At 60.7% G+C, this 13,380-nt stretch carries 11 protein-coding genes; 9 read left to right on the top strand and 2 right to left on the bottom strand.

Going from position 1 to position 13,380, the window contains the following annotated elements:
- From AB4Y80_RS15035 to AB4Y80_RS14995, 9 genes are all read left to right on the top strand, one after another.
- Positions 1 to 285: hypothetical protein (locus AB4Y80_RS15035; protein ID WP_442212575.1), on the top strand; the 285-nt coding region annotated here is incomplete at its 5' end.
- A gap of 64 nt (positions 286 to 349) precedes the next feature.
- Complete coding sequence (locus AB4Y80_RS15030) at positions 350 to 1,543, top strand: MFS transporter (protein WP_442215154.1); 1,194 nt, start codon at positions 350 to 352, stop codon at positions 1,541 to 1,543.
- A gap of 239 nt (positions 1,544 to 1,782) precedes the next feature.
- A complete protein-coding gene (locus tag AB4Y80_RS15025) occupies positions 1,783 to 2,940 on the top strand; it encodes an ABC transporter substrate-binding protein (RefSeq protein WP_442215153.1) in 1,158 nt (385 codons plus the stop codon).
- A 99-nt stretch (positions 2,941 to 3,039) separates the two neighbouring features.
- A complete protein-coding gene (locus tag AB4Y80_RS15020; protein WP_442215152.1) occupies positions 3,040 to 5,757 on the top strand; it encodes an ABC transporter permease subunit in 2,718 nt (905 codons plus the stop codon).
- A complete protein-coding gene (locus AB4Y80_RS15015) occupies positions 5,754 to 6,473 on the top strand; it encodes an ABC transporter ATP-binding protein (protein WP_442215151.1) in 720 nt (239 codons plus the stop codon). Before AB4Y80_RS15020 ends, AB4Y80_RS15015 begins: the two co-directional genes overlap by 4 nt.
- Positions 6,474 to 6,737: 264 nt before the next feature.
- Positions 6,738 to 8,354 (top strand): AMP-binding protein, encoded by a 1,617-nt coding sequence (locus AB4Y80_RS15010; protein WP_442215150.1) that lies wholly within the window; start codon positions 6,738 to 6,740, stop codon positions 8,352 to 8,354.
- Positions 8,355 to 8,665: 311 nt separating this feature from the next.
- The gene (locus AB4Y80_RS15005) at positions 8,666 to 9,700 is read left to right on the top strand and encodes a hypothetical protein (RefSeq protein ID WP_442215149.1); all 1,035 of its coding nucleotides are present in this window, start codon (positions 8,666 to 8,668) and stop codon (positions 9,698 to 9,700) included.
- A gap of 117 nt (positions 9,701 to 9,817) precedes the next feature.
- Entirely contained in the window at positions 9,818 to 10,321 is a 504-nt protein-coding gene (locus AB4Y80_RS15000) for a PaaI family thioesterase (RefSeq protein ID WP_442215148.1), read from the top strand.
- Positions 10,322 to 10,505: 184 nt separating this feature from the next.
- On the top strand, positions 10,506 to 10,700 hold the full coding sequence (locus AB4Y80_RS14995; RefSeq protein ID WP_442215147.1) for a hypothetical protein: 195 nt from the start codon (positions 10,506 to 10,508) through the stop codon (positions 10,698 to 10,700).
- A 301-nt stretch (positions 10,701 to 11,001) separates the two neighbouring features.
- Here AB4Y80_RS14995 and AB4Y80_RS14990 read toward each other — a convergent pair whose 3' ends face one another.
- Entirely contained in the window at positions 11,002 to 11,907 is a 906-nt protein-coding gene (locus AB4Y80_RS14990; RefSeq protein WP_442215146.1) for a cytochrome P450, read from the bottom strand.
- Positions 11,908 to 12,244: 337 nt separating this feature from the next.
- Positions 12,245 to 13,228 (bottom strand): PDR/VanB family oxidoreductase, encoded by a 984-nt coding sequence (locus AB4Y80_RS14985; RefSeq protein WP_442215145.1) that lies wholly within the window; start codon positions 13,226 to 13,228, stop codon positions 12,245 to 12,247.
- Between the last annotated feature and the right edge of the window lie 152 nt (positions 13,229 to 13,380).

Genomic DNA, 13,380 nt, shown 5'->3' with positions numbered 1-13,380 from the left:
CAGTATATGAACGTCTTCTTTGGCGGTGCGGGCCTGTCTCCCGAGATGTATGCGAGATGGCGTGCCTGGACGAGGGACTACGAGCGGGTGTGGATCGGGGTGGTCGGCAGGGCCATGGATGCGGGCGTCATTCCCGTGGACGATCCTGTTATATCCGCGCGGTTGATGCTGGGAATGATCAACTGGGTATCGCGGTGGTACCGCCCCTCGGACGGCTATACCGCCGAGGCCATTGCCGAGGTTGCCGTGCGGCTGATCTCCCAGAGCACCACCCGTCCCGCCTAATCCCGCTGCCACGTAACCGGGCACGAAAGATGCTCGGAGCATCACCGACCGATCGGACTGCACTGTGTACGCGGAAGATAAAAAGCTGTGGACTGCGCCGTTCATTCTGGCGATTGCCACGAACCTCTTTGTGACGATGGTGTTCTACCTTACGGTGACCACGATGGCGGTCTACGCTGTGGATCGCTTCCATGCTTCCGAGCGTGCCGCCGGCCTTGCCGCCGGGGCTTTCATCATCGGCACCCTCTGCTCACGTCTCTTCGTAGGTAAGTTCCTGGACTTCGTCGGGCGACGCCGGATGATGCTCGCCGGCCTCGTGGGCTTTGTTGTTACAGCCCTGCTCTACAACCGGGCCGACAGCGTGTGGATGCTGGTGGGAATTCGAATCGTTCAGGGAGTCGCCGTCGGCGGTGTGACTACGGCCCTTACGGCGGCTGTCATGGGACTTATCCCCGAGCGGCGTCGGGCCGAGGGTATAGGTTACTTTGGGATAGCGACGACGATCTCCACAGCAATCGGTCCTTTTGCCGCGGTGTTGCTCGTGGAGAACGCCGGCTACGAGGCCCTCTTCAACCTGGCGACAGCATGCGCGGCAGCAGCCCTTGTGGTTGCCCTCTTTTTGCGGCCCGAAGAGCGAAGCCCGACGGCCGAGGAGCGAGCAAACAAGTGGAGGATGAAGTTCAACGACGTGCTGGAACCTTCCGTGCTTGCGATCTCCTCTGTGGTTTTAGTCGCGGGTGCGGCCTATTCGGGAATCCTCACTTTTCTCAACTCGTACGCCCAATCCCAAGACATGGCTGTGGCGGCGAGTACGTTTTTCCTGGTCTACGCCGCAGTGGTCTTGATTTCGCGGTTCTTTGTGGGCCGGATCCAGGACACCTTCGGGGACAATGCAGTCGTCTACCCGATGCTTCTCGCCTTCGCAATCGGCCTGGTGTTGGTGGCGCTGGCACCGAACGGCATCATTTTGGCTTTGGCCGGCGGCTTCATTGGGTTCGGATTCGGCGCCTTGATGCCGACCGTGCAGGTCATCGCGGTTACGATGACTGAAAGTCATCGCCTCGGGGTTGCCTTGTCGGCGTACTTTCTCGTCTTGGACATGGGGCTGGGGCTGGGGCCGGTACTGCTCGGRATCTTGGTGTCGTTTACAGGCTTCGGCGGAATGTATTGGGTTCTTGCCGCCGCCATGTTTTCCACCATGGGTCTCTACTATCTGGTGCACGGCAGCGGCCGATACCGGCAAGGCATTGCTGCCTGAAGCGCCGGCGCCGTGACCGTATCCCTTGTGTGATCTCATGGGCGATTGCAGGTGGTTTATGTCATTTTTTTGACACTTAAATCTTTATGAGGCAATGTCTCTCAAAATCGTGTAGTCTGCTTTTCACGAGATGTAACTCACATCCGATCAGCTTGCTCCGCTAGTCAACACGTTTTCTAGACTGCCCTGCGCCACTTCAAATCAAAGGAGATTTTCACTTGAAGAAGAGAATCACAGCATTGACCGCATTGGCGGGTGCCGCGCTCGTCCTCTCGGGCTGCGCCGTTAGCGCACCTGCGGCGTCCGTCCCGGACGGCCCTATTAAGGTCGCACTCATTGCCCCGCTCGAGTCGCAGGTGGTCTCCATGCCAGAACTGGAGGCTTCCCTTCATGCCGCCGTAGAGTCGGTCAACGCTGCAGGAGGCGTGAAGAAGCGGCAGATCGAGTACACGGTCTGCAATGACAAGTGGTCGCCCGATGACCTGCGCCGCTGTGTCCAGGGTGCCATCAAAAACGGTGCGGTGGCAGTTTTCGGCGGCGTGTCTCCCCACGGTGCACAGACCTGGCCGATGCTCGAGGCGGCGCATCTCGCCTCCATCGGCGTTGCCCCGATCACTCCGATCGACGCTCAGAGCCCCTCGGCCTTCCCGCTGTACGGCGGAACCGTCTCGTACCTCACGTTCCCGGCGGTGGCAAAGCAGCAGTTCAAGGCGAAGAAGGTCGTCGCCCYTCACGTCGACACGGCGGCGGCGAAGACGACAGAAGAGTACTTCCAGGTTGGCTCGAAGATGGCTGACGTCCAGATGCTCCCCTCGATCACGATTCCCCCGGACGCGGTCGATTTCGCGCCCTACGTTTCGCGGGCCATGGCCTCGGGCGCGGACGCGATCCTCTCGGCGATGAGCGCCTCGACGCACCTGAAGCTTTTCAAGGCACTCAAGGCAGCTGGTTCAAAGATACCCGTGCTTGTCTCCTCCGGGGCCACCCCCGAGGCGATCCTCAAGGAGGCCGGTTCTGCGGCGGAAGGTGTCATTGTCGTCGCCGGCACGCCCGAGCTCACCAAGGAGGACAAGTTCGGTTCGGTCTTCCTTGCTGATATGGACAAGTACGCCGCCCCGGGGACCGCGCACACTCAGATCGGGTTCACCGTCTGGGCCGGCCTGCACCTGTTTGCCGAGGTTGCCAACGACATCGATGGTGAAATCACGGCAAAGTCGGTTCTCGCCGCGATGAACGCCGTGACGGACAAGAAATTCATGTGGTTCGACTCCCTGACGTACTCCAAGCCCGGCCCATACGAGAAGGCTCCGCGGATCAGCTCCTGGATGTCCTTCGTCAACAAGGCCAAGAGCGACGGCACAACCGAATTCATCAACCTCTTTGACCCGTTCGCATAGCAGCAGACTCCAGCATTTCCGCGGGATCGCCGGCCCCCGCTCGATCGGAGGCCGGCACCCTCGCAACACGCATGAAGGCGACAACGGAAGGCATACCGCGTGATCAATCCACTTTCAACCATCCTGTTGATGCTGGGGCCCGGAGCGATGCTCGGGCTTTTGGCCCTGGGGTTGGTTCTTATCTACCGGGGAACAGGCGTACTGAACTTCGCTCATGGAGCCCAGGCGACGCTGGGGGGATACCTCTATTGGGATCTGGCCGTGCAGCGGGGCCTGCCGCTTCCCCTGAGCCTGGCAATCGCGGCCCTTGCCTCCGGACTGGTCGGCGTGCTGATCCAGATTGTCGTCATGCGGCCACTGCGCTCGGCAGCCCCGCTGGCCCGCGTGATCGCGACCATCGGCGTCCTGATCATCATTCTCTCCAGCCTGCTTCTGATCTACGGCAGCGACTCCAAGAATGTCCCCTCGCTGCTGCCCGCCGGCCAAGTCAACCTGGGGGAGACATTCGGGCAGGTCGGTCTCGACCGATTCCTCCTGGTCATCGTGGGTCTGCTGACCACGGCGGCCCTGTGGTTCCTCTACAAGTTCAGCACCTTCGGGACCAAGACGGCCGCGGTGGCGGAAAATCCGGTCGCTGCGGCAACCCTGGGACATAATGCCGACCGCCTGGCGATGGGAAACTGGTTCCTCGGGGGCCTGCTCGCCGGCTTCGCCGGTGCCATGCTCGCCCCCGTTACAGGCCTCGACCTCATTACCATGCCCAGCTTGATCGTGCCGGCACTAGCAGCCGCACTCGTCGGCGGTCTCGTCTCGTTTCCCCTCACCATGCTTGGCGGCATCGCGATCCTACTCCTCCAGGGTCTGGCCACCGCCTACATTGATATCCGGGGAATCGGGACTGTGTCCACCTTCATTGTCATCGTCATCCTCATGGTTGTACGCGGCAAGTCCATCCCTGAACGAGGTTTTGTAGGCTTGAGACTGCCTGCCCTCGGAAGCGGTCGAGTCAGCTGGCCGGTCGTGATCGGATGGCTCACTTTCGCGATGGTTCTCATTTGGGTGGTGCAACCCGTCGATTGGATCGACCCAATCCTCACCAGCATGGTCGTCGCCCCCGTGCTGCTGTCGGTGGTTGTCATCACCGGTTATGCCGGACAGCTGTCCCTGGCCCAGTTTGCCTTGGCTGGAACCGGGGCGGTTATTGCTGCCGAGGTTGCCAGTCGCGTGGATCTGCCCTTCTTGCTCGTGATTGCCATTGCCGTTGTCGGCACGATCCCTGTGGGTATAGTACTGGCATGGGCCGCGATGAGGATGCGGGGAACCAGCCTGGCGGTGATTACGCTGGCCTTCAACGCACTCCTTTATGCGACTCTATTTAGCCGTTCAGAGGTTATCAATGTTCCCTCTCCTGTCATCTTCGGTCTTGATGTAAGTGCGCTGCTCTACCCGGAGAGGTACCTCACCGTCGTCATCATCATTTTCACCCTGCTGGCGCTAAGCGTTGCGGCCCTGAGAAGGAGTCAGACCGGGCGTCGGATGATCGCATCGCGTGACAACGAGCGCGCGGCGGCATCGATCGGTATTCGAACGAGCACTGCCAAGGTGGTGGCATTCGCCATTTCATCCGCCATCGCCGCGATCGGTGGTGTGCTCATCGCTTTCCGCAGCACGGCGGTCGTCTATCAGGAATTTGATACCGTGGGCTCCATCAACCAGCTGGCATGGACCGTCATCGGCGGCGTTGGGTTCCTGGCCGGGCCGCTGCTGGGTATGGGATTCACGGACGCTGGGCTGGGGACACAGCTCGCTGACGTGATCTACAGCGATCAGTTCTCGGGCCTCGGGCTCATCGGCGGTATCGCCCTCGTGCTGACCATGATCGGAAACCAAGACGGAATGGCAGCGGTTTTCTCCAAGCAGGTGGACCACGTTCGTGGACTCCTGCGGCGAGGGAAGCCGGTTCACGAGTCGGCGGACTTCACCCCGCCTGTCTTTGAGCAGCGTATCAAACCCGATGGTCGGCGGTTGTCGATCAAGGGAGTCAGTGTCGCCTTCGGCGGGGTCAAGGTTCTGAAGGACTTCTCCATGACCGTTGAACCGGGTACGGTGCATGGGCTCATCGGCCCGAATGGTGCAGGAAAGACTACGCTCATCGACGCGATCAGTGGCTTTGTCAAGCCTCAGGAAGGCCAAATATCTCTCGGCGATGAACCGTTGACCTCACTACCGGCCTGGCGGAGGGCAAAGTATGGCATCGGCCGATCGTTCCAGAGCCTGGAGCTCTTTGATGACCTGACCGTCTACGACAATCTGCGTGCCGCGGCAGAGTCCGCAAAGCCGTCGAATGTGCTTCGTGACCTCATTTGGCCGAAGAAGAGCAAGCTCAACCCGGCTGCGTGGGACGCGATTCGCCTCCTGCGCCTTGAAGACATCCTCGGCTCCTCGGTCCGGTCCCTTTCCTATGGCCAGCGCCGGCTTGTCGCAATCGCCCGTGCGCTGGCGACCGACTCCGAGGTCATTCTCCTTGATGAGCCGGCCGCAGGGCTTGATGAAGTGGAGACCCTGGAATTGCGGGCCGTCGTCCGTCAGATGGCAGAAGTCCAAGGCAAGGCGGTGCTCCTGATTGAACACGACGTCGAGATGGTGATGGCCGTCAGCGATGAGGTGACCGCGCTCAACTTCGGTACGGTGATCGCGCACGGGACCCCGAGCGAGGTTCGCGATCACCCCGACGTGATTTCCTCCTACCTTGGTACATCAACAGTGGCCGAGGACGCCTCTGCATCCGCCTTATACCCGGAAGGTTCACGAGCATGACCGACAGTTCGAAATCACTCGAGGGCTCAACCTTGGGCAATGTAGTCATAGCCGCACGCGGCCTGTCGATCGGCTATGCCGGTCAGCCGTTCGTGCGGGATCTGGATATCGAGGTCCGGGCAGGTGAGATTGTTGCACTCCTGGGCTCGAACGGGGCGGGAAAGAGCACTACTCTTGCCGGACTTGCCGGGCTCCTGAAGCCTTTGGGTGGCAGCGTGGAGTACGCCGGAGAGAAGACCGTCGCTCGCCTGTACAAGCGGGCCCGACGCGGTTTGGGGTATATAACCCAGGACCGCTGTGTCTTCATGGACCTGAGCCTGAGGGACAACTTCCGTGCAGGAGGTGTCGACCCCGAAGAGGCTTTGGAGCGGTTCCCCGAACTTAAGCCGCACCTTCAGCGGCGGGTAGGCCTGCTGTCAGGCGGCCAGCAGCAGATGTTGGCAGTCTCACGGGTTCTTGCTCGCCGACCGAAGGTGTTGCTGGCTGATGAGTTGTCACTGGGGCTTGCCCCCATGGTGGTCGACCGCATTCTTGCTGCGCTGGTCGATGCTGCCCGCACTCAGAATCTGGGGGTGCTACTGGTCGAGCAGCAGGTCACCAAGGCGATGGCAATTGCCGATCGTGTGGCGATCATGAAGCGCGGCAAGCTCGAGCTGACCGGTGACGCAGCCTCCGTTCGTGACCGGATGGATGAAGTGGAAGCGCTCTACCTCTGACGCGGAAATGGGTGGCGGGTGACGGGACTGAAAGGCTCGCTGTCGAATTCGGCGCCCCTTGTCCGAATGAGTTGAAGAACATAAGCGACCGACGCTCGCGCTAGCAGGGGTCGCTCTGCTGCCCTTGACTGCTTGCGGAGGCGAGGAGCCGGCGGCAATGAGGGCTGCTAGCTCACGGCTTGACGACCCAGATCTGTGTTGCAACGGCCCATTGGCCGCAATGGATTCCTTATCCATCCATCACTGTACGCATAGGAGAAACTAATGGATTCTTGGCAGGGCATTCGCCACTACACGGTTCTTGATCGCCTGGATGAGTTGATCGCTGACTGTCCCACGCGCACCTTCGCCCGGTTCCAGGATTGGGCTCCCACATACGCCGAGATCGGTGAGCGCAGCTCCCGTCTAGCCGGCCAGTTCCACGCTCTCGGCCTCGAGCCAGGCGATAGGATCGCCACCCTCTCACCGAACCGCTACGAACTGCTCGAAGTGCTCATAGGCACCGCGAAGCTGGGCGCCATCCACGTTCCCCTCAACCCTTTTCTGAGAGGGGAGTTTCTTCGTCACCAGCTGGAGGATTCGGAGGCGTCAGCCATCATCACCGATGAGCTCGGGTGGAACGCGTTGCTTCCCTTGCTGGGGGAACTTACCTCACTCAAACGGGTGATCCTGCTCGACCGCGTCGCGCCAAAAGAGACCGGGCCGACGCCAGTGCAGGTCATCCAGTATGACCAAATGCCGTCAGGACCGGCACCCTCGGTGGCACTGACCGCAGAATCGACCATGACCATCATGTATACCTCCGGCACCACGGGGCAACCGAAGGGCTGCATCCTCTCGCACGGCTACTACGCCCGGGCGGGCCAGACTCTCACCGAGATCATGCAGCTCAACGCCGACGACGTCTTCCTCACGCCCCTTCCTCTCTTTCACGGCGGCGCCCACCTCAACTCGATGATGGCGGCGTTGGATGCGGGCATTCCGATTGTCTTCCTCCCCGGATTCAGCGCGTCGAACTTCTTCAAAACCGCGACCGAGGTCGGAGCGACGATCGCCAACGGTGTTGGCGCACTGGCGACGATGCTGCTGGCCTCGCCGCCGAGCGAGTTCGACAGGGCGCACAAGATCCGCCTGTTCAACCTCTCCCCGGTCAACGCGGACCAGCGCATGAAGCTCACTCAGCGCTTCGGCATCGATCCATGGAGTGAGTCGTACGGACAGACCGAATGCGTATATCAGACGTTGGGCTCGCCCTATGGCGAGCGGGATCGTGACAGCAACGGCAAGCCCCTGCGCGATCTGAACATGGCCCTACTGGATGATAACGGCCAAATCGTACCCGAGGGCGAAGTCGGCGAGATCTGCATTCAGCCACGCCATCGGTTCGCCATGTTCGATGGATACTGGCGGCGCCCCGAAGCGACGCTTGAGGCTTTCAAGGAAGGCTGGTACCACACCGGGGACTACGGCGTCCTCCGGGAGAGCGGGAGCATCCGATTTGTGGACCGGAAAAAGGATGCGCTGCGGGTGAGGGGAGAGAACGTATCCAGCATGGAGCTGGAGGGAGCCTTGGCCCGCCACCCCGCTGTGTCGAATGCGGCCGTCCACGCTGTGGCCGGCGACATGGGAGACGACGAGATTAAGGCCTGCCTCGTCCTTGAGCCAGGATCCGCAGTCGATCCAGAGGGGTTCTTCAACTGGATGGCAAAGAATCTTCCCTACTTCGCTGTGCCAAGGTACGTCGAGACGGTAGACCAGTTGCCGATCAACCAGGTGGGCCGTGTCCAAAAACACCTACTCCGGGACCGGGGATTGACGGACGCCACTTGGGACTTTCAATCGCTCGGGCTCAGGATAGAACGAAGCGCCCGCCGAGGATGATCGCTCGCGTGCCGCAAGTCAGCTCCCGCTTGGCGACTTCGAGGCCGCTCCCATCTCGGGAGCGGCCTTCATCTTTACGCCGTGCCGATGCCACGCCTGGCGAGGTCCCCGTGGGTGCCGAAGTTCTTGATTCCGGGCCGTCCAAATTGATGCCAAAGCCAAGGAGCGGGATCAGAATCTAGGGAGGCCACCATGAGAGCGCGGGGACCCTTGCATATTTTAGAGGCAGTGAGTATCATAAATAAATACTTTAGAGTCACTCAGTATCATAATTCTGCCCCCGTTTACCCAGTGAAGGAGAAGTTGAAGTAATGGTGCGATATACGACATACCTGGAGGGCCCCCCTTCCCTAGAAAAGTTCGGTCTCAACGATCAAACCATGGGGCTGGGGTCGGTGCTACTGAGCACCTGGTTCGTGGTGACGGGTGAGTCTGGCGCGACCTACAATATGCTCCGGGCGGTCGAAGCGCCGGAAGACCGGCAGGCTTCCCTAAACTTCGGGCTCTACCGGGGGGTCGACACCTTCGACACCAATGCGCCGCTACACATCCCGTTCAAGGAGCACCCGGTCATTGAGCCGTTCGTGACCAAGTCGACCAAGGACTCGATCATCTACGAGGGCAAGGGTTTCCGCTACGAGTTTTTCGCGGACCGAGTTGAGTGGGAAGAGGCTGGTGGGCGGGTGAAGATCACTGCCAGGCCGCTGGGTGACGTGTGTTCATTTCATATCCCTGAGCAGAAGGGTTTCCCCCACCCCTTCGCTTTCCGCAGCAACTTTGCCAAGGCTGAGGGTTTCATCGACGGTGACCCGGTTGAGGGTCTCTATCAAATGGACTGCATATACAGCCGGCCTGAGCTCACCTTGCGTGATACGAGATTCGTCGACAGTTTCGAGCACCACTGGTTCAACTGGCTCGTGGAGTACGAGGACGGCTCGCTCGAGGGTGGGCATGCGTGGAACGGTCGGCCCAAGGCTGACTTCACGGCGGCTCACCACTACGTCGACGGTCAGAGTACCGCTCGTCGGGACGCGAACCTTCAGATTAGCCGTACGGAGCGGGGTTCGATCGATAAGATCGTGCTCGATCTTGGCGATGACCTGCATATCGAGTTCGCTCAGCAGGGGACCTTTGACTGGCCGAGCCACACCTACGGGGTGGTCTCGAGCATCTCTCGCGACAAGAAGGTCGTGCGAAGCTGGAACTACATGGAGTCGTACCCCCTGAACTGGTCTGACGTCGAGGACTACCAGGTGTCTCACAAGAACCTCTATGGCAAGCACCCCTCGCTGCAGAAGATGCTTGATGGCGCCTACATCAAGGACGACTACATCGTCTTCAAGTAGTCCAAGACCACCCGGACTGGGGCCGGCCCACCATCTCGTGACTCAATTACGACATTCTAGGAGAACGAATGGTGCCTTGGCCGGCCCCCCCCGCCGATCGACGAGCCGACAGCCTGGATGGAGTGGGCCGAGCGGCTCCCGCCCTCGCAGATGTTCGGAATCCGGTGCAAGAAGGTGGCCCGGGGATTGGTGTGCCTGGAGTTCACCAAGACCCCGCTGGAATTGAACGAAAACGGCTCCGCACACGGCGGTATCGTTGCTGCGGTGTGCGATCAGGCGATGGCGTTGGCGGTCTGTACGCAGCTTGCCGTGGGATGGCGAGCGGTCACGACAGAGTTAAACGTCTCCTATCTTCGTCCCACAACAGTTCCCTCGGATATCACCGTAAAGGTGAGTCGCTTCGACCTGAAGATGATTACCACGGAAGTGACATTCGCCAATAGCTCAGGGACGTCCGCAGTCGGCCGTGCGGTCTTCAAGCCAATCCCCGAGAGCCGTTACCTCAACCCCGACAAGACGGGAGGGAACGGTCGGGTTGGCTCTGTGGGGGCACTCCATATGCCACCCGGCATTGACAGCATCGCCTCCAGCAGTGGATATCCGGTCCCTGAAGGTCGGTAGCAAGTTCGGGCTACGCCGTTAGCGCACCTGCGGCGTCCGTCCCGGATGGCCCTATCAAGGTCGCACTCATTTCCCCGCTCGAGTCGCAGGTGGTCTCGATGCCAGAACTGGAGGCTTCCCTTCATGCCGCCGTCGAGTCCAGGGCGCAATCAAAGACGGGCGGTGGCAGTTTTCTGACGTCCAGATGCTCCCCTCGATCACGATTCCCCCGGATGCGGTCGATTTTGCGCCCTACGTTTCGCGGGCCATGGCCTCGGGCGCGGACGCGATTCTCGAGGAGGCCCTTTCTGCGGCGGAAGGTCTCATTGTCGTCGCCGGTACGCCCGAACTCACCAAGGCCAAGAGCGTGTGGCACAACCGAGTTCATCAACCTTTTTGACCCGTTCGCATGGCACCGGGCGCCCGGTGTGCGGGCGCCGCCAGAACGCCACGCTCAGGCACTGCTCCACAAAAGCGGCGTCTGTCACCCTGAAGGTTCGCCGGCCGATGATGGCACCGGAATACAGGTCGATGCCCCAGGTAACCTAGACAACGCCGGCAGAGACGGGTGAAGTCCCGGCTGAGCAGCCCCGGCGCGCGGCGGCCGTCTTGGCCCGGGTACGCATGAACCGCTCGATTCAACCGAGGCCGTGCAGTGGTGGCTACTGCACGGCCTCGGCAGAAAAGGTGTGCGCCTTGACCTAGGCATCCCACGTAACCGGCACGCTGAAGGCACCGAACACGAGTGACTGATGACGGAAGGGGATATCCTCGAGCGGAACGGACAACCGCAGGCCCTGCAAACGCGAGAAGAGTGCTGGAAGGGTCACGGCCAACTCAAGCCGGGCAAGGTGCATCCCCAAGCATTGATGAGTGCCGGCGCCGAAGGCGATGTGCTTGTTGTCCTTACGTTCTAGATCGAGCACATCGGGGATTGCGCCGGCGGCAGGGTCGCGATTGGCCGTCGGCAGATTGATAATTACACCCATTCCCTTGCGAATTAGATGGCCACCAATTGTGACATCTTCGAGGGCAACCCGGACGGGTCCATTCGAGACGATCGACAGATAGCGCAAGAGCTCCTCGATCGAGTTGGTGATCATTGTCGGATCAGTGGATGTACGAAACTTCTCCAGCTGATCAGGATGCTCAAGCAGGGCGAGCGTTCCCATTGCAATCATGTTCGCCGTGGTCTCATGCCCTGCTACCAGTAGCAGGAAGCAGGACAGGACCACTTCCTCATGGGTGAGTTCGCCCGATGCCATGTACTTGGTGGCGAGTCGGCTCACGAGGTCATCGCCGGGAGATTCCATCTTTTGGATAACCAACCGGTCCAGGAACTCGAAGAGCTCCGAGCTCACGAGACCAATCTCTTCGGGCGTGGAACCGAGGTCGATCAATACCGTCGCGCAACGCTGGAATAGCTCGGCATCGCCGTCGGCCACGCCCAGCAGGTCTGCGATCGCCAGGGAGGGGATCGGCAGTGCGAAGTCGGAGACGAGATCTGCCTCGGTGCCCTTTGCGAGCATCCGGTCAATGTGTTCGTGGGTGAATCGCTCGATCTGTGACCTGCGCGCTTCCACGTGCTGCACCCTGAACTCTCGCATGACCATCCTGCGGATCCGGTTGTGCTCGGGGTCATCCATGCGAATGAACGCCCGGTTCCCCGGGGATGCTGAGTCCCGGGGGGACATCGGGGGTAGGCCCTTGGTAGGACTGGCGCTGAACCTCGCGTCGGTCAATACTGCCTGGACTTCCGCATGGCCCGTAGCCAGCCACGCTTTGGTGTCATTCCAAAGGTTTACCTGTGACATCCCGGAGCTGGCTGCCAACGACGTCAACGACTCAGGCGGATTAAAGGGGCATTTCCCCCGTGACTGGGGGAACTGGATGAGCTGGGTTTCACTGATTGTCATTTCATCTTCCTTGGCAGCAGGTTAATGGTTAGAGGTCCAAGTCGAGATGAGATCCGACCGCACGCGAAACACAGATCATCATGCACGAGTTCTCCTCCCGTTCTTCATCGTCGAGAACCTGGTCGCGATGTTCAGGTGTACCTGAGAGCACTCGTGTTTCACAGCTTCCGCAGATTCCTTCCTGGCAGGAGGACACCACGCTGATTCCGGCTTCGGCGACGACCTCCAGAATCGATCGGTCATGTGGAACTTGGAGTGTCAACCCTGAACGGGAGAGAAACACCTCGAATTGCTCGCCGCCCGCGGACTGGTCCTGGGCCCGGGCGCTGAAGCGCTCGACGAGCAGGCGCCCGGGTATCGATCGTGCGCATGTTGCCTCGATTGCCTCCAACAGACCCTCCGGACCGCAGCAGTAAACAAGTTCCTCATCCCCAAGCTCGCCGACAAGGCGGGCAAGGTCCAGCATCCCGTGGGTGTCCTGGGGAATGATTGAGATGCGATCGTCGTAGGCCTCGAGCAGTTCACTACGGAAGGCCATCGAGTCAGCCTTGCGCCCCCCGTACGCGAGATGCCAGTTTGCGCCGGCAGCCTCCGCGGCCTGGATCATCGGCAACAGCGGGGTGATTCCGATTCCCCCCGCCACGAAAAGGTAGGCAGGCGCCTCTCGCAGGACGAAGTTGTTCCGCGGGCCACGTAGGACGAGTTCGTGCCCTTGGTGCACGCGGTCGTGCACGATGAGCGAGCCTCCACGGCCTTGCGGTTCCCGAAGCACCGCAATGCGGTACTGGAAACGGTCCGCGGGATCTCCACAGAGTGAATATTGGCGCACCAGTCCGTCATCGAGAACCAGGTCTATGTGGGCGCCAGGAGTCCAATGAGGCAACAAGCCCCCGTCCCCGCGCTGCAAGACCAGGCCGATCACCCCGTCGGCGAGGTCTTCCCGCTCCGAGACAACCACTGTGAACTGGGTTTCTCCGGATGGCCCCACTGCACCGATGATCTGCTCCTTCAACAATGAATTCTCCGATCCCTGCCCCAGGCTACGCATATTTATGTACAGATAGTCTCACAATTAATTGGTGGCCACAATGGGCCCACCAAAGGTCAGCCACGCCACCCACAGGGCGGTCGAACCCAAACGGCAGGCACGGGTCCGGCCGCTCC

Source organism: Specibacter sp. RAF43 (assembly GCF_052114065.1).
Taxonomy (GTDB): Bacteria; Actinomycetota; Actinomycetes; order Actinomycetales; family Micrococcaceae; genus Specibacter.
The sequence above is the reverse complement of the archived record's forward strand: the minus strand, read 5'-3'. Positions and strand labels throughout refer to the sequence as shown.